General features: G+C 54.8%; 13 protein-coding genes, 1 tRNA gene and 1 other RNA gene. 6 read left to right on the top strand and 9 right to left on the bottom strand.

Annotated features, from left to right (window positions below):
* The 3 genes from UC15_RS24480 to dppA all read right to left on the bottom strand — a co-directional run.
* On the bottom strand, positions 1-731 hold a 731-nt coding region (locus tag UC15_RS24480), incomplete at its 3' end, for an ABC transporter permease subunit (RefSeq protein ID WP_112291694.1).
* Positions 732-741: 10 nt separating this feature from the next.
* Positions 742-1,761: a dipeptide ABC transporter permease DppB gene (gene dppB, locus UC15_RS24475; protein WP_013573445.1), complete on the bottom strand. Its 1,020-nt coding sequence runs from the start codon at positions 1,759-1,761 to the stop codon at positions 742-744.
* 200 nt (positions 1,762-1,961) lie between these two features.
* Positions 1,962-3,569: a dipeptide ABC transporter periplasmic-binding protein DppA gene (gene dppA / locus UC15_RS24470; protein ID WP_112291692.1), complete on the bottom strand. Its 1,608-nt coding sequence runs from the start codon at positions 3,567-3,569 to the stop codon at positions 1,962-1,964.
* 898 nt (positions 3,570-4,467) lie between these two features.
* On the opposite strand from dppA, the gene UC15_RS24465 reads away from it, so the two are divergent.
* Positions 4,468-4,812: a type II toxin-antitoxin system PrlF family antitoxin gene (locus UC15_RS24465; RefSeq protein ID WP_112291690.1), complete on the top strand. Its 345-nt coding sequence runs from the start codon at positions 4,468-4,470 to the stop codon at positions 4,810-4,812.
* Positions 4,813-4,818: 6 nt separating this feature from the next.
* Positions 4,819-5,298 (top strand): type II toxin-antitoxin system YhaV family toxin, encoded by a 480-nt coding sequence (locus UC15_RS24460; RefSeq protein WP_112291688.1) that lies wholly within the window; start codon positions 4,819-4,821, stop codon positions 5,296-5,298.
* Between the two features lie 62 nt (positions 5,299-5,360).
* Here the strand turns inward: UC15_RS24460 and UC15_RS24455 are convergent.
* From UC15_RS24455 to UC15_RS24430, 6 genes are all read right to left on the bottom strand, one after another.
* Positions 5,361-5,490: non-coding RNA, RtT sRNA (locus tag UC15_RS24455), on the bottom strand.
* Between the two features lie 33 nt (positions 5,491-5,523).
* Positions 5,524-5,600, bottom strand: a tRNA-Pro gene (locus UC15_RS24450).
* Positions 5,601-5,700: 100 nt separating this feature from the next.
* Positions 5,701-7,380, bottom strand: coding sequence for a kdo(2)-lipid A phosphoethanolamine 7''-transferase (gene eptB, locus UC15_RS24445; protein ID WP_112291686.1), 1,680 nt, complete (start codon positions 7,378-7,380; stop codon positions 5,701-5,703).
* A 242-nt stretch (positions 7,381-7,622) separates the two neighbouring features.
* Complete coding sequence (locus tag UC15_RS24440) at positions 7,623-8,045, bottom strand: organic hydroperoxide resistance protein (RefSeq protein ID WP_112291684.1); 423 nt, start codon at positions 8,043-8,045, stop codon at positions 7,623-7,625.
* Between the two features lie 131 nt (positions 8,046-8,176).
* Entirely contained in the window at positions 8,177-8,641 is a 465-nt protein-coding gene (locus UC15_RS24435; RefSeq protein ID WP_369920440.1) for a MarR family winged helix-turn-helix transcriptional regulator, read from the bottom strand.
* A 66-nt stretch (positions 8,642-8,707) separates the two neighbouring features.
* Positions 8,708-10,153: a carboxylesterase gene (locus tag UC15_RS24430; protein ID WP_112291680.1), complete on the bottom strand. Its 1,446-nt coding sequence runs from the start codon at positions 10,151-10,153 to the stop codon at positions 8,708-8,710.
* Positions 10,154-10,437: 284 nt separating this feature from the next.
* Here UC15_RS24430 and atzF point away from each other — a divergent pair, with 284 nt between their 5' ends.
* The 4 genes from atzF (at position 10,438) to urtA (ending at position 18,031) form a co-directional block, all read left to right on the top strand.
* Positions 10,438-12,285, top strand: coding sequence for an allophanate hydrolase (atzF, locus tag UC15_RS24425; protein WP_112291679.1), 1,848 nt, complete (start codon positions 10,438-10,440; stop codon positions 12,283-12,285).
* 10 nt (positions 12,286-12,295) lie between these two features.
* Positions 12,296-15,928, top strand: a complete 3,633-nt coding sequence (gene uca / locus UC15_RS24420) for an urea carboxylase (protein WP_112291677.1) — start codon at positions 12,296-12,298, stop codon at positions 15,926-15,928.
* 26 nt (positions 15,929-15,954) lie between these two features.
* Entirely contained in the window at positions 15,955-16,677 is a 723-nt protein-coding gene (locus UC15_RS24415) for a GntR family transcriptional regulator (RefSeq protein WP_112291675.1), read from the top strand.
* Between the two features lie 85 nt (positions 16,678-16,762).
* Entirely contained in the window at positions 16,763-18,031 is a 1,269-nt protein-coding gene (gene urtA / locus UC15_RS24410) for an urea ABC transporter substrate-binding protein (RefSeq protein ID WP_112291673.1), read from the top strand.
* The last annotated feature ends 84 nt before the right edge of the window (positions 18,032-18,115 follow it).

Genomic DNA, 18,115 nt, shown 5'->3' with positions numbered 1-18,115 from the left:
AGGAAGCCCAACGCTGCCATATCGAGGATGGCGTTGGAGAAGCCGAGCGATGCCTGAACAATCAGCGGCGCTAAGCAGTTAGGTAAAATGTTGATGAACATCTGACGGGCAGAACCGGCACCGGCGACGCGCGACGCGGTCACATAGTCGCGGTTCACTTCCACCAGCACCGCCGCACGGGTTAAACGGACATAATGCGGTAACGCTACGAAGGTCAGCGCCAGCGAGGCGTTAACAATCGACGGGCCGAAAATGGCGACCAGCACCAGCGCCAGCAACAGGCTTGGCAGGGCCAGCATGATATCGACCACACGCATGATGATGGCGTCCACCACACCGCCGTAGTACCCGGCAAACAGACCGAACACCACGCCGAGGATCAGCGACAGTACGACCACCAGACAACCGACCAGCAACGATAAACGCGCGCCGTACATCAGACGCGACAGAATATCGCGGCCCACGTCGTCGGTGCCCAGCAGGAATTTCCAGCTACCGCCTTCCATCCACACCGGCGGGCGCAGCAGCGCGTCACGGAACTGTTCAGCAGGCAAATGAGGTGCAATCACGTTCGCGCCAATCGCAATGACCAGCATGATAATGATGTAAGCCAGGCCGACAACGGCCCCTTTGTTACGCTTGAAGTAATGCCAGAATTCGCGCAAAGGCGGCATCGGCACTGGCGCAGCCGTCACTAACTCGTTAGCGACCGGCTCAGTGGTTTGAGACATTGTGCGCCCCTTATTTCTTGTGGCGAATACGCGGGTTGACCACGCCGTAGAGCACATCTACCAGCAGGTTAACCACGATGATCAGAGTAGCGACCAGCAACACCCCGCCCTGCACGACCGGATAGTCGCGGCGCTGGAGTGCGTCGATCAGCCACCGGCCGAGTCCCGGCCAGGAGAAGATGGTTTCCGTCAGGATCGCGCCACCAAGCAGCGTACCGACCTGCAAACCAATGATGGTCACCACCGGCAGCAGCGCATTGCGCAGTGCGTGAATGACGATCACCCGCATACGGCTGACGCCTTTGGCGCGCGCGGTACGGATGTAGTCTTCGCCCAGCACTTCCAGCATGGAAGAACGGGTCATACGCACAATCACCGCCAGCGGAATGGTGCCCAGCACGATAGCCGGTAAAATCATGTGCATCACAGCATCCACGAAATCACCCGGTTCGCCCCAGAACAGCGTGTCGATCAGCATAAAACCGGTCAGCGGCAGGCTGTCGTCCAGGAACACGGTATCGCTTATTCGCCCCGATACGGGCGTCAGATTAAGCTGCACCGAGACCAGCATCACCAGCATGATCCCCCACCAGAAGATGGGCATAGAATAACCGGTCAGTGATATCCCCACGGCCGTGTGGTCGAATATCGATCCCCGTTTTACCGCCGCCAGCACACCCACCGGAATACCGACAATGATCGCGAAAATCATCGCGCAGATGCCCAGTTCCAGAGTGGCTTTAAAGCGCGGTACAAATTCCTGCCAGACAGGGGTGCGGCTTTTTAAGGACGTGCCCAGGTCGCCATGCAGCACACCGTTCACGTAGTGGAAATATTGCTGGTAAAGAGGCTTGTCGAGCCCCATATCTGCCATCAGCTGGGCGTGACGTTCGGGGGAAACCCCGCGCTCGCCTGCCATGATGGTGACCGGGTCGCCTGGTATCATGTGTACGAAGGCAAAAGTCAGCAAAGTAATGCCGATAAACGTTGGGATAACTAACCCCAGACGTCGGAGTATGAACTGCAACATATCCCGTACTCTCTGTATAAAATGCCCGGAGAACCGTAGCTCGCCGGGCTTATTGTGGCTCACATTTCTTTCTTGAGAATCAAGGCTGTACTGAATGGCCCGCGAGCAAGGCGGAGGAGCACAGCAATCAAGACATACCTTCAGGTAGGCGAAGATTGCGAGCACCGCACAACGCAGCTCCCGGGTTATTCAGTAAGCGATCACTCCATTGAGACGTTTTCGAAGTGGTGTTTGCCGAGCGGGTCTACGACATACCCTTTAACTTCTTTACGAACAGGTTCGTACACGGTGGAGTGAGCGATGATCAGCGCAGGTGCCTGGTCATGCATCACCACCTGAGCCTGCTGGTACAGCGCAGCACGTTTGGCGTGATCGGATTCAGCACGGGCTGGCTGGATCAGATCTTCAAACGGCTTGTAACACCAGCGGGAGTAGTTGGAACCGTCTTTGGCTGCCGCACAGCTGAACAGGGTGGCGAAGAAGTTATCCGGATCCCCATTGTCGCCGGTCCAGCCCATCATCACAGACTGGTGCTCGCCGTTTTTCGCACGCTTGAGGTATTCGCCCCACTCGTAAGTCACGATGTTGGCTTTCACACCAATTTTCGCCCAGTCGGCCTGGATCATTTCAGCCATACGGCGTGCGTTCGGGTTGTACGGACGCTGTACCGGCATCGCCCACAGATCGATAGTGAAACCGTCTGCGTGACCTGCTTCTTTCAGCAGCTCTTTGGCTTTCTCAGGATTGTATTCGTAATCCACGACGTCTTTGTTGTAGCCCCACATTGTTGGTGGGATCAGGTTTTTAGCCGGCTGGCCAGCACCCTGATAAACCGCATCGATGATGGCTTTTTTGTTCACAGCCATGGTCAGTGCCTGACGCACTTTCACTTCATCCAGTGGTTTCTTCTCAACGTTGAAGGACAGATAACCCACGTTCAGGCCAGGCTGTTGCATCAGGTTGATGGATTTATCTTTCTTCATTGCCGCGATGTCAGCCGGGTTTGGATACGGCATGACCTGGCATTCGTTTTTCTGCAGTTTCGCGTAACGCACGGAAGCGTCAGGCGTGATGGAGAAGACTAAACGGTCGATCTGCGGCTTGGTGCCCCAGTAGCCCGGGAATGCTTTGTAGAGGATGCGTGAATCTTTCTGGTATTGCAGAAGCTGGAACGGACCGGTACCGATGGGATCCAGGTCAACCTTCTCAGGGGTTTTCGCTTTCAGCATGTTGTCAGCGTATTCCGCAGACAGAATTGAAGCGAAGTCCATCGCCAGGTCAGCCAGGAACGGAGACTCAGGGCGGTTGAGGACGAACTGCACGGTGTTGTCGTCGACTTTCACGATCTTGTTGATCAGATCGCCCATACCCATACCTTCGAAGTATTCGTAGCTGCCGCCAGAAACACCGTGGTATGCGTTATTTTTGTCCAGCTGACGCTCGAAGGAGAACACAACGTCATCCGCGTTGAAATCACGGGTCGGTTTGAATTCCTTGTTGTCCTGCCATTTCACGCCTTTGCGCAGATGGAAGGTGTAGGTTTTGCCATCGGCAGAGATGTCCCACTTTTCAGCCAGGCCCGGCTGGATTTCGGTGGTTCCGATCTTGAACTCAACCAGACGGTTGTAGATAGGCACGGAGCTTGCGTCATACGTGGTGCCTGAGGTGAACAACTGAGGGTTAAAGCCTTCAGGTGAACCTTCAGAACAATACACTAACGTTTTTGCCTGGACACTGGCCGCAACGGTCAGCGCAATCAGGCCCATACTGAATTTCAGTAGCCCCGACTTACCTAAAGAGATTGTCATCGCTTCTGCTCCATCGATTAATGGTGATGTGGATGTGTGTGTTGTGTATACAGCTCACGTCACCCTTTATTTTTATTTGCGGGTGACTGTGTTTGCTCGTGCGCTGCAATAAGTCCAACCAGAGCATGGTGAACTGCCATTTTTTTCCTGCGATCTGTAAAGTTGCCTTTACAAAAGCTTACCGGAAATAATCACTGGTCTTCCTTGGGGCTATCAATTTGGCAACTCCTATCCTTGACGTCAATATAACCATCAGGCATTTACACAGACTGTGAGTTACAACAAACAAACATAAAAAAACATTTCGTTAACCAAATCAGGACGAATGTTCAGTCTGCACAGCAAATAACCACACAATCCCCTTTGTAAAAGAATATTCCTGGGGGTTTCACCCATTTTAAATCCCTAAAAATTTCTGGCTAAACGATGAATATATGAACGGTTATTTTTGAGATAGGGGTGGAAACCAGCGGAAAATGCTGGGAAGTGCAGCAAATGACCGTGCACGTTCAGAGAACGTGTTTACCCTGGCACCGTCAAAACACCCCAAAATGGCGCAAATGCACAGGGGTGGTGCAGGTCAATATCCGTACCGTTTAGCGTGTTTTTTCGGCACCAGGGAGGGAGAGGACGGACATTGATTGAAACGAATATGTTAAGGAGTTTTTAAATTGTGGTGCGATTATTGCTTGTGATCGCGCGCTTACCTCCAGTCCCTCAGATTCCATTTATGCAGAACGAGAGAACAGGAGATTTAAGGATGTGCAGAGCGATTATTTATCAACCTTGCGTGGAAGTACGCAAATTTGAACGCGTAAAAGCAATGCATTTGCATTGTAAATGCAGATGCATTACGCTGCCATGATCGCTTAAATAATCATCATTATGGAGTTTCATTATGTCAGCCTCGGCAGTATGGGGAATCAAACTCGAAGCAGAATCCAAAGTCACCCGTCGCTTCCAGACCACCATTCCGGCGACTATCCGCAAAGCGTTAAATCTCACCGAAAATGATCGTATTCAGTACAAGATTTTGCCGGACGGACAGGTCGTTATTTCGAGACAGCTCGAAGAAACGGAAGATCCTGTTATCAATGCCTTCCTCGATTTCGTTGCGACGGATATGCTTAATAATCCGGAAAATATGCAGCCGGTCACGTTATCTCTGCATGAAAAAATCAATGTACTGACAGCAGGGATGGCTATCGATCTTGAGAGCCCGCTTTCTGACGATGATGAGTAAAGGATTATGCACAATCAGGCCATGGAGATTAACGGATGGACTCTTCTTGCTCATCCTCTGATCCTGCAACAGATACAGAAACTCACTGATCAGGTTGTCCTGATGCGCCGCAAAGACCCGGTGGGTTATAAAAGCAAAAATGCCACCAAACGACTGGCCGCGATCAATAAGCTGATGTTTGATGTTATCCCGCAAGATCCGGCACGTGTCGAATTCCGTCAGGGCGATACGTTAGGAGGGGAGTTCTCACACTGGTTCAGGGCAAAATTTTTCCAGCAGTACCGGTTATTCTTTCGTTATAACCTGAGAAGCCGGATCATCATTTACGCCTGGGTTAATGATGATAAAGAATTGCGGGCATACGACAGTAAAACGGACGCCTACCGGATGTTTAGCAAGATGCTCAAAAGTGGCAAACCACCCGACAACTGGCAGGCGCTATGGGAAGAGTCAGACAATGTGTTGGTTCAGGAAGAACTGCCATAGACAGGAAATTGGATTTACTACAGGCGAAAAAAAACCTGCTTTAAAAGCAGGTTTTTCAAATGTGGTCGGCGAGAGAGGATGACGCGCATCTGCGATGCTTGCCCTGCGGGTCGTTGCTAAAGCAACGTTGTCTCGCTTCGCTCGGCTCAAACCTCCTTCGGAGGTTCTCATCCTCTTTTACTACAGGCGAAAAAAAACCTGCTTTAAAAGCAGGTTTTTCAAATGTGGTCGGCGAGAGAGGATTCGAACCTCCGACCCACTGGTCCCAAACCAGTTGCGCTACCAAGCTGCGCTACTCGCCGAATGGGGCGCATCTTACTGCGACCCCCTCAGAGCGTCAACGGCTTTTTATAACATCCGCACTGACTGCCCAGATTTTGTCCTATACGGCGCCAAAATAACCTATAGCTTCTGTTCTGCCTGAGGTTTGGCACACCAGTTATTCGCCGGATTAATACCACCGTCTGGCGACGTATAACCCAGACACCCCAGAATCGAGTCAAATAACTCAACGTGACGTTTCTTCGCACCGACCCGCTGCTGTGCCTGTAGCTGCTCAAACGCCCGCTTGTGGTCTGGCTGCTCCAGGAAGCTGTCAGAAGCCCACACCATCATCGGCACGCGGAACTGCTCCGGCGGGGCCATCTCGCGCGGCGTGCCGTGCAGATGTGAATTCTCATCAATGGATTCACCGTGATCAGAGGCATAAAACACCAGCGCTTTCTTATCACGCAACTGATCAATCACGTTGTCGATAAAGGTATCGGTGTACAACACGCTGTTATCAAAGGCGTTGATCAGTTCATCTTTGGTACAGGTGTTGCTCTTACACTCCGGCGTATAACGTGCGTAACTGCGCGGATAACGCTGGGAATAGAGGTAATGCGAGCCTTTTGTATGCAGGATCACCAGATGCTTACCTTTCGGGTGCGTTCTCAGCGATTCCTGCAACTCATTGACCAGCAACATGTCATCGACCGGCTTGCCGTCGTTGCGCTTTTCAGAGGCTATGATTTCGCGGAAAGAGAAATTATTGGTGTCCGCGTTGTTGTAGAACCACAGCTCGCTTTGCATCGCGAACAGCTCAGAGGTGAAGCCCAGCGACTTCATCACCGCGAAAATATTCTGCTCTTTCAACGTACGCTGCGGGTTGTCCGCCGTACCGCCTTCGCGCACAAACATACAGCGCAGCGACAGCTTGGTTGCCGTATCGCACGAGGTACCGCGGAACGCCACCAGATTCTTTTCTTTCGACAAGCGCGGCGTGGTATCGCGCTCATAACCCAGAATGCCTAAGTGATCCCAGCGGGTAGTTTCACCGATGATAAATACGACGTAGGTATCGTCGATATCTGCGGGCGGAACGTAGGTGAATTCCTTCGCCGGATCAAAGTAATTACCGGCATCCCGGCTTTCATCAACCTGCGTATAAGCATACAAACCCAGCGCGGCCAGCCAGTTAGACGGCAGATAGGAGTGCGCGACGACGCCACCATAGCTGGGCAAGTCGATGTTGGTTTTCTTCTCATTCACACTTTGTTCGTGGTCGAGATATCGCAGCGGCAGCCAGACCAGTAACGCTGTCGCCAGCAAAACGATCAATGGCAACGCACGTTGCCCCGGCGTTTTTATCTGCTCCATCAGCGTCAGACGCAGGTTGTTTTTCCAGATAAGGAATAACGGAACAGCACTGACCAGCGCCATCCAGATAAACAGATGCCACCCGATGATTTCTTTGCTGAGGTCGATATCCGTGGTCATCACCGAAACGACAATGCCGTACCCAATCACCACGTTGAACATCACCATGTAATAACTGGCGGCGACCGAAATCAGCACCAGTAATGTGGCGATGATGCGGAAAAACAGCTTTCCACCCAGCGAAATTAAACGCAGCACGAAGAAGGTAAACAGGACGATGGCACAAACTTCGGTGACTGCCTGAATCAGTTCAGTTGAAGTGAAATGATTGACCAAAGCGGCAAAGCGGCGTTGAAACACGGAGACATTCAGGAAAATGCCAATGTAAATCGCTAACAATAAAGAGATATTTTGCTGCGATAGAGTCTTCACTCTATTCATGTAATGTGGTTTTCCGGAAGTTTTTTGAAAGATTCTGAATCATTGTGACATGTTTATGCCCCTCGAGTTCACGGATTATGCTGAGATTACGTTTATATACATACTTGCCTGAACAGCAGGAAAGAAGCGCCCTGCAGGGGAGACAGAGAGATCATGGCGGGTTTTTCAGACATGAAAAAGGAGGCCGAAGCCTCCCTGGTATTTCATTAAAACGCCCCTGGTGAAGGCGGTATGACTAAAAATTACTTAATATTCAAAGTGACGTCGATGTTGCCACGGGTCGCATTGGAGTACGGGCAAACCTGATGGGCTTTCGCCACCAGTGCTTCTGCTTCGCTGCGCTCGAAGCCTGGCAGGGTAATATCCAGCTGAACTTCGATACCATAACCGCCAGGAATTGCGCCGATGCCTACTGCGCCTTCAATTTTGGCGTCCGCAGGGATCTTAATTTTTTCTTGTGCGGCAACGGCTTTCAGTGCGCCGAGGAAGCAGGCGGAATAGCCCGCAGCAAACAGCTGCTCTGGGTTAGTACCGCCGCCCATGCCGCCCATTTCTTTTGGTACACCCAACTTGACGTCAAGAACGCCGTCGTCAGAAGTCGCACGACCATCACGACCACCGGTGGCTGAGGCATGAGCACGATACACAACTTTTTCAATAGACATATTTCGTTCCTTAATCAGTGAGAGCCGTAAAATATCAAACTATTTAATCGCACACTACTTATTTGATTCTATCAAACGCGTCTAAGATGCTCCTTCAGACTCGTCTGTTTAACACTCTTTAAAGCGAAGTTTTACGCTTTATCCTGAAGCTTCGCCCGTAAGACTTCCAGTTGCTGCTTCAGCGCCACAATCTCGCCAACTTCACATTCGGTCGCACACAAAATGGCTTCGGGAATACCCTGCGCTTTTTCGCGTAACGCCCGGCCTTCTGCGGTCAGGGAGATAATCACCTGACGCTCATCGGCTTTCGCCCGCTGACGCATCAGCAAACCGGCGGTTTCCAGACGCTTTAACAATGGCGTCAAAGTAGCAGAATCGAGAAACAGTTTTTCGCCGATTTCAGATACCGTGACTTCATCACGCTGCCAGAGCACCAGCATCACCAGATATTGCGGGTAAGTCAGTTCGAGTTGCCCGAGCAATTTACGGTAAACCTTATGCAGTGCCAGATTCGCGGAGTACAGCGCGAAACACATCTGTTGATCCAGATGCAGCATGCCGTTTTGTGTTGAGTCGGTATCTGTTGTCATGTTCATGTCGCCAATATATATAGCGCACGATATTATCGCAAGCGCTTTTTTATGTTATCTCAACCCGCAGATTCAGAAACCTTCAATCCGCTGCAGCATATACGGATAAAACGGGTTGGATGAAACACGCATCAGCTGATCCATACTTACCACCAGCGCACCGCTTTCACCCCGCGCGGCCAGCGTACCGAGCCTGATACCAAATTGCGCAGGGCCTTGCGGATTGCGCCCGTACAGCGAATCTTCTGTCGGAAAAGGCAGCGCGACATGCGACAGCGAATAGAATTCTGAAGGATAGTTCAGACCGAGTGGCGTAACTGAAGCGCTGTTTTGCCCCGCTACTGTGATTTTCGCTACCGTGGCCGCATCATCCGGCGAAGCATTGGTAATCACCGTCGTCTGATAGGCGCGCGGCGGCGCAGGCAGCAGGCGCTCAACGGCGGTTTCCGATGACGGACGCAGCAGCGGCCCGACATACGCACTGCGGTTAATATCAAACAGTACCAGCTGGCTGCCGTTTGCCGGGAGCTGATTAAACAACGCCGTCACCACCGCACGGGCGCTGACGGTTGAATCAACCACCGACTGGAACGCCAGCACAGGCGGTAACTGTGAAAGCTTGCCGGACTCCGCGTCTTTACTGATTTGCTGCTGTAAAACATGGGTCAGCAGATAAGACTGACGCGCCGCTTTCACCGGGAATGAATTGTATTTAAAAGGATTGAATTCCGGCATCAGATTCAGCCAGGCGGTTTTGGCAAAGGCAGGGAAAATTGCCGGCCAGCCCGCATATCCGGCAAAGCGCGCAAAACTGGTCACGCCAATCATCGGGGAAATCAGCACCACGCGCGAAGGCCGCGCCAGAGCCGGATCATCGAGCGAATCCAGGGTGTATTTCATCGCCAGCGCACCACCGTTGGAGAAACCCACCAGTTGCAGCGGCGCATCCGCACCTGCTGCACGTCGTGCCTCGCGAATTGCCAGCCGCGTTGCCGCCAGCCACTGTTCCCAGTCGACGCTGGTCAGTCCGCCCGGCACGGTGCCATGTCCGGGCAAGCGAATACCGACGGCAACGAATCCACGGCGACGATAATCCTGCGCAATATGCCGCAGGCTGTAAGGGGAATCGGTCAGACCGTGCAACAGCACCACCGCGCCGACCGGTTTACCGTCGGGCATCAGCTCATAAGAGCGGTTCCAGTCCTGCGCAAAATGCTCGGGATAAATCGGGCTGCGATCGTAATAGCGGTTAAGCGGAATACGATCTTCTCTGTCGAGTTTGTCCGTCACCTGCTGCTTCACTTCAGCAAACGCCTGCTGCTCGGCGCGTAAATACGCCGGCCAGTCGCTCTTATCCAGTTGCTCCGTACTCAGTTCGTCCGGCACCAGTTTGTGCCACGGCTCAAGCGGCGGCCCCTGTAAGGCGTCATAAGTACGCACAGCCAGCAGCGTAATAATCACCAGAATCAGCGCCAGTAACAGCTTTTTCAGGCGTTCAGAGAGATGACGAAGTTGCATTAAATAGGGATTTCCTAAAAACAGTTTTGCAGAAAGACAGCCTCTTAAAGATATGTCCTTCCTGAGCATTATTGCGAAAATAATAATGCAATTACCTTGAACGGTGGCTGCACAAAGCGCAAATTTTCGCCCCAATTTTGCCCAGTTGCATTCCGTTCGTGGTGCAACAAATATACAACCCGGTCATACAACAATGACTAAACCCAGCAAAATCAATGAATAATGAAGTGGCACAGGCTTTGCTTAGATGAATTCAATCTTGTATACCAGATGGGATTCAAAACATGGCTTCAGTTTCAGACACCGTCACATCACCCTTTCGCGGTTTTACCTTGCGGGAATGGCAGCAACATTACCGCGGTGCGCCAGACAGCCTGCGCACCACGCTTTCTCTGGTTATGGGAAGCCTGAGTCAAAACGACAATGCCTGGATTTATCTCGCCACCGCAGAGCAGCTTGAGGCGCAAATCCTCCACCTTGAAGCTCTTCGCCATCAGCATGAAGGCTTGCTGAGCGCCCTGCCGTTGTATGGTGTGCCGTTCGCCGTTAAAGACAATATGGATATCGCGGGCTGGCCGACCACGGCGGCGTGTCCGGCGTTTGCTTACACCGCAGAAGCAGACGCTACCGTGATTGCCAATCTGAAAGCCAAAGGCGCAATAGTGATTGGCAAAACCAATCTCGATCAGTTCGCCACCGGCCTGGTCGGCACCCGTTCGCCGTACGGCGCAGTCCCTAATACCTTCAATCCTGATTACGTCAGCGGCGGATCCAGTTCTGGTTCGGCTTCCGTTCTGGCACGGGGTCTGGTGGCCTTTTCGCTGGGCACCGACACCGCCGGTTCCGGCCGTGTTCCGGCAGGCTTTAATAATGTCGTCGGGCTGAAACCGACCAAAGGCTGGCTGTCGAATACCGGCGTGGTTCCGGCCTGCCGCCTGAATGATTCCGTCTCGATTTTCGCCCTGACAGTGGCCGATGCCCAGGCCGTTGCCCAGGCCGCAGGCGGTTTTGATGCTGCCGATGCCTACTCCCGTAGAAATCCGTTTACTGCGCCGGTCGCCATGTCACCGCATCCGCGCTTTGCCGTGCCGGACAGTCTGGAATTTTTCGGCGACGCGCTGGCGGAATTTGAGTTCGATCAGGCGCTTGAACGTCTGAACAGCAGCGGCATCACCCTCGTTCCCGTCGATTTCACGCCGTTCCGCGAACTGGCAGAGCAGTTGTATTACGGCGCATGGGTGGCAGAACGCACCGTGGCGGTAGGCAAAATTTTCGAAGAAAGCCCGGAAGCGATGGATCCGATCGTTCGCGGGATTGTCGCCAATGGCCTGAACTACACCGCGAGCGATGCCTGGCGCGCTGAATATTTACGCGCTGAGCTGTCACGCAAAATCAATCTGACGCTGGAAGGGTTTGACGCGCTGGTGGTGCCGACATCGCCGACCATCCGCACGCAGCAAGAGCTGGTGCAGGAACCGGTGCTCTACAACTCGCAGTTCGGCATTTACACCAACTTCACCAATCTGGCGGATTTGTCCGCGCTGGCGCTGCCTTCCAGCCTGCGCGCCGACGGTCTGCCCGCCGGTATCACGCTGATCGCTCCGGCCTGGCACGACGATGCACTGGCAAGTTTTGGCCGTCAGTGGCAGCGCAGCCTGAATCTGCCGCTCGGCGCAACCGGGCTGGCGATGAAATCTGAAGAATTCATGACCTCCGCGCCGGTCAGTGCTGCCTGCGTGCGCGTTGCCGTGGTTGGCGCGCACCTGACCGGGATGCCGCTGAATTTTCAGCTCACCAGCCGCAACGCGGTACGCGTCGAACAAACCACGACCGCTGCAACCTACAAACTTTACGCCCTCGCCAATACCACACCGCCAAAACCGGGGCTGGTGCGGGCAGAAGGCGGCAGCGCGATTATCGTCGAACTGTGGGATATCCCGCTGGCGCGCTTTGGTGAATTCGTCGCTGAAATCCCGGCACCGCTCGGCATGGGTTCGCTCGAACTGGCTGACGGACGCAGGGTGAAAGGCTTTATCTGCGAGCCGTGGGCGCTTGGCGAGGCCACCGATATCACCGCATTTGGCGGCTGGAGAAGTTACATCCAGAGCCTGAATTCACCGGTCAAAAGCTGAGGGCGCGCACATGTTTAACACCGTTTTAATTGCTAACCGTGGCGAAATTGCCTGCCGCGCAATCCGTACGCTGAAACGTCTGGGCGTGACCAGCGTGGCCGTTTATTCCGACGCTGACCGCAATGCACCGCACGTCACGCAGGCGGATATCGCCATCGCGCTGGGCGGCGAAAAGGCCAGCGAAAGCTACCTGATGATCGACAAAATTCTGGCCGCCGCGAAAGAAACCGGCGCGCAGGCGATTTATCCGGGATACGGCTTTTTATCCGAAAGCGCAGAATTCGCCGATGCCTGCGAAGCGGCAGGCATTGCGTTTATCGGCCCGACCGCCGGACAAATCCGCGAGTTTGGCCTCAAGCATCGTGCCCGCGAATTGGCCGGTGCCGCAAATGTACCGATGGCGCCGGGAACCGGGTTGCTCGCCAGCCTTGATGACGCCGTGAAAGCCGCCGCAGACATCGGTTATCCGGTGATGCTGAAAAGCACCGCAGGCGGCGGAGGCATTGGCCTGACGCGCTGTGAAGATGAAGACGACCTGCGCGCCGCGTGGGACAGCGTGAAGCGTCTCGGCGAACAGTTTTTCCGCGACGCCGGTGTGTTTCTCGAACGCTTTGTCGATCGCGCCCGTCACGTCGAAGTACAGATTTTTGGCGACGGCAAGGGCCGCGTGGTGGCACTCGGCGAACGCGACTGTTCGTTGCAGCGCCGCAATCAGAAAGTGGTGGAAGAAACCCCTGCACCGAATCTGCCGCAGGCCAGCCGCGAAGCGTTACATCGCGCCGCCGTGCAGCTCGGCGAATCGGTGAACTACCGCAGCGCCGGTACCGTTGAATTTATCTATGACGCCCCGCGCGACGAATTTTATTTTCTCGAAGTGAATACCCGTTTGCAGGTGGAGCATCCGGTCACCGAAATGGTCACCGGTCTGGACTTGATCGAATGCATGCTGAACGTCGCCGCCGGTGAACCTTTGGACTGGCCTGCAATGGAAAAAGCCCCGCAGGGCGCGTCGATGGAAGTGCGTATTTACGCCGAAGATCCGCTGAAGAATTTTCAGCCGAGTCCGGGCGTGCTGACCGAGGTCTTTTTGCCCGAAGACGTCCGCGTCGATGGCTGGGTTTCAACCGGCAGTGAAGTGTCGGCCTTTTACGACCCGATGATCGCCAAACTGATTGTTCACGGCACCGACCGTCAGGACGCACTGGCGAAAATGTCTGCCGCGCTGGCTGCCACCCGCCTGCACGGCATCGCCACCAATATCGATTATCTGCGTCAGGTAGTTGCCACGCCGGTATTCCGCGACGGCGAAATGTGGACGCGCATGCTCGACAGTTTTGCCTATTCGCCAAACGCCATCGAGGTGATTGCGCCCGGTACGTACAGCAGCGTGCAGGATTATCCGGGGCGTCTCGGTTACTGGGATATCGGCGTGCCGCCTTCCGGTCCGATGGACGATTTTGCCTTCCGTCTCGCCAACCGCATTGTCGGCAATCATCTGGATGCCGCCGGTCTGGAGTTCACGTTACAGGGACCCACCCTGCGCTTTCATTGCGACGCGGTGATCGCGCTGACCGGCGCACGCTGTCCGGCACATCTCGATGGCGAAGCTGTTTCTTACTGGCAGCCGGTGAACGTAAAAGCCGGTCAGACACTGACACTGGGACGCGCCACGCAGGGTTGCCGCACCTATCTTGCCGTGCGTAACGGTTTCGATGTGCCGGTGTATCTCGGCAGCCGTTCGACGTTTGCACTCGGGCAATTTGGCGGTCACGCCGGTCGCACGCTGCGCGTTGCCGATATGCTGACCGTTTCGCAGCCGGAACTGGCGGCCTGCACCACGCCCGCGCCGGTCGGTTTGCCGCAGGCCGCAGCGGAAAATATCGTGCCGCCTTACGGCGACATCTGGAATATCGGCGTGCTTTACGGGCCGCACGGCGCACCGGATTTCTTCACCACAGGATCCATCGACACTTTCTTCCAGTCTGAATGGCAGGTGCATTACAACTCCAACCGCCTCGGCGTGCGGCTGGTTGGCCCGAAACCACAATGGGCGCGGCAGGACGGCGGCGAAGCCGGTCTGCACCCGTCGAACGTGCATGACTGCGAGTACGCCATCGGCGCGATTAATTTCACCGGTGACTTCCCGGTCATTCTGACCCGCGACGGGCCAAGCCTCGGCGGTTTCGTCTGTCCGGTGACCATCGCCAAAGCCGAATTGTGGAAAGTCGGCCAGGTAAAACCGGGCGATAAAATCCGTTTTCATCCGATCAGTTTTGAACAGGCACAGGCGCTGGAACTGGCGCAGCAAGGCACGCTGGACTCGCTGATGCCAGTCAACGCGATGGCGCTGCCGGTGCCGTCTTTGCTGCCGGATACCACGGCTTCCGCCACCATTCTCGCGGCGCTTCCGGCGACGGCTGAACGTCCTTCGGTGGAATACCGTCAGGCAGGCGACGGCTACGTGCTGATTGAGTACGGCGATAACGTGCTGGATCTGGCGGTGCGTATGCGTATCTACCTGCTGATGAACGCCATCAAAGCCGCCGGTCAGCAGGGTATTGAAGAACTGTCGCCGGGCGTGCGTTCGCTGCAAATCCGCTACGACAGCCGCGTGCTGCATCAGACGGCGCTGCTTCAGCATTTACTGACGCTGGAACACAACCTGGCGGATGTCAGCCAGCTTAAAATCCCGACCCGCATCGTACATATGCCGATGGCATTTGAAGATTCCGCCACGCTCGGCGCGGTCGAACGCTATCAGCAAACCGTGCGCACAGACGCACCGTGGCTGCCAAATAACGTCGATTTCATCCAGCGCACCAACGGGCTGGCGAGCCGCGAAGATGTGAAAAACATCATTTTCGACGCCAGCTATCTGATCCTCGGGCTGGGCGATGTGTATCTCGGCGCGCCGTGCGCGGTGCCTGTCGATCCGCGCCATCGCCTGCTGAGTTCCAAATACAACCCGGCGCGCACCTTTACCGCCGAAGGCACGGTCGGTATCGGCGGCATGTACATGTGCATTTATGGCATGGATTCGCCGGGCGGCTATCAGCTGGTCGGCCGCACGCTGCCGATCTGGAATAAGTTTCTCAAGAATGAGCAGTTTAAAAACGGCGAACCGTGGCTGCTGCACTTCTTCGATCAGGTGCGGTTCTATGAAGTTACCGAAGCCGAACTGGAGATCCAGCGCGAGGCGTTCCGCGAAGGGCGCGCACAAATCCGCATCGAAGAAACCGAGTTCGATTTTGCGCAATATACGCAATTTCTTGCCGATAACGCCGCCGATATTGCTGATTTCCGCTCGAAACAAACCGAAGCCTTTACCCGCGAAGTGGCGCACTGGCATGAAGCCGAAAGTGCCGCGGTGGAAGCCGCCGCCAACGCCGTGCAGTTAGTGGAAGACGATGCCGATCAGGACGGCCATTTAGTCAGCGCCGACCTGAACGGCAACGTCTGGAAAATCCTGGTCGAGCCGGGCCAGCAGGTGGAAGAAGGCCAGCCGCTGATCGTCGTCGAAGCCATGAAAATGGAGCTGTCGGTGAATGCGCCGTGCGCCGGAACCGTACTGAAAATCAGTTGCCAGCAGGGGCGTCCGGTCGGACCGGGCGATGCTTTGCTGTGGCTGGACGCAGCCGTTTAACGCTACCGACATACAGGGAATATCACATGCAACTGACGGGCTCTAAATCTTCACGCAGTAAAAATCGTCCGGAAGGACTGGCGGAACGCATCTATCAGCAGCTGAAAGATGACATTTTCAGCTTCCGCCTGCTGCCCGGAGACCGGTTCAGCGAAAACGACATTGCCGACCGGATGGAGGTCAGCCGCACGCCTGTGCGTCAGGCACTGTTCTGGCTGGAACACGAAGGCTACGTCGAAGTGTTTTTCCGCAGCGGCTGGCAGGTTCGTCCGTTCGATTTCGACTTTTTCGAGCAACTGTATGACCTGCGCATCGTGCTGGAACTGGAAGCGGTGAAACGTCTGTGCGCGCTGCCGCCCGTCGTTCAACCGTTGCAACTGGCCGAACTGAAAGCCTTCTGGATTGATCAGCCGCCGCTCGAAGACGGTCAGCTGGTGTCGCGCTATGACGAAGAGTTTCACATGACGCTGGTGGCCGCGGCGGGTAACGCCGAAATGGCGCGTATTCACCGCGAACTGACCGAAAAAATCCGCATCATCCGGCGTCTGGATTTCACCAAAGGTGAGCGCGTCAATGCCACCTATAAAGAGCACGCGGGCATTCTGCTCGCCATCATTCAACAACAAACAGAGGAGGCGCAGCGCCAGTTACACGACCACATTGCCGTCAGTAAAGCCGAAGTGCGCAAAATTACCCTGCATATGTTGCACCGGGCGCGGGCGGAGAGTGACGCGGGCAACCCGTCATGACTTTTTTAAATGTTTTTTCGACTTTCACCATAACAGCGTTCTCTTAACGTATTTACATCACAGCATTTTTACAGAGGATTCATCTATGCAACGTCGACGTTTTATTAAAGCCTTTGCTCTTTCCGCCACCGTAGTCAGCATGGGTCTGGCCTGGAGCGCGCAGGCTGCCGACACCATCAAAGTCGGTATCATGCATTCACTTTCCGGCACCATGGCTATTTCAGAAACCCCGCTGAAAGACATCGCGCTGATGACCATTGATGACATCAACGCTAAAGGCGGCGTGCTGGGCAAAAAGCTGGAGCCGGTAGTGGTCGATCCGGCCTCTAACTGGCCGCTGTTCGCTGAAAAAGCCCGCCAGTTGCTGACGCAGGATAACGTCGCGGTGGTGTTCGGCTGCTGGACGTCGGTATCGCGTAAATCCGTACTGCCGGTGTTTGAAGAACTGAACGGTCTGCTGTTCTATCCGGTGCAGTATGAAGGTGAAGAGATGTCGCCAAATGTGTTCTACACCGGCGCCGCGCCTAACCAGCAGGCCATTCCGGCGGTGGAATATCTGATGAGTGAAGACGGCGGCGCGGCGAAACGTTTCTTCCTGCTCGGCACCGACTACGTGTATCCGCGCACCACCAACAAAATCCTCCGCGCCTTCCTGCATTCCAAAGGCGTGAAAGACAGCGACATCGAAGAAGTCTATACGCCGTTCGGTTACAGCGATTATCAGACCATCGTTTCCAACATTAAGAAATTCTCCGCAGGCGGCAAAACCGCGGTGATCTCCACCATCAACGGCGATTCCAACGTGCCGTTCTATAAAGAGCTGGCCAATCAGGGCGTGAAAGCCACCGATGTGCCGGTGGTGGCGTTCTCCGTCGGTGAAGAAGAGCTGCGCGGCATCGACACCAAACCGCTGGTCGGCGATCTCGCGGCGTGGAACTACTTCCAGTCGGTGGATAATCCGACCAACAAGAAATTCGTGGCTGAATGGAAGGCTTATGCTAAGGCGCACAAACTGCCGAACGCCGATAACGCCGTGACCAACGACCCGATGGAAGCGACCTATGTCGGCATCCATATGTGGGCGCAGGCGGTGGAAAAAGCCGGGACGACGGACGTGGATAAAGTGCGTGCCGCGATGGCCGGACAGACCTTCGCCGCACCTTCCGGCTTCACGCTGACCATGGATAAAACCAATCATCACCTGCACAAACCGGTAATGATCGGCGAAATCGAATCCAACGGTCAGTTCAACGTGGTCTGGCAGACCGACAAACCAATCCGCGCACAGCCGTGGAGCCCGTACATCGCGGGTAACGATAAAAAGCCAGATACCCCGGTGAAAACGGTTAACTGATTGTTTTAGCTCCTTCTTGCGAAGGGGTTGAAGAGAAAACCGGTCAGCTCCCTCCCCTGCGAGGGGAGGGCTGGGGTGGGGTAT

Source organism: Rahnella sp. AN3-3W3, from assembly GCF_003263545.1.
Taxonomy (GTDB): domain Bacteria; phylum Pseudomonadota; class Gammaproteobacteria; order Enterobacterales; family Enterobacteriaceae; genus Rahnella; species Rahnella variigena.
The sequence above is the reverse complement of the archived record's forward strand: the minus strand, read 5'-3'. Positions and strand labels throughout refer to the sequence as shown.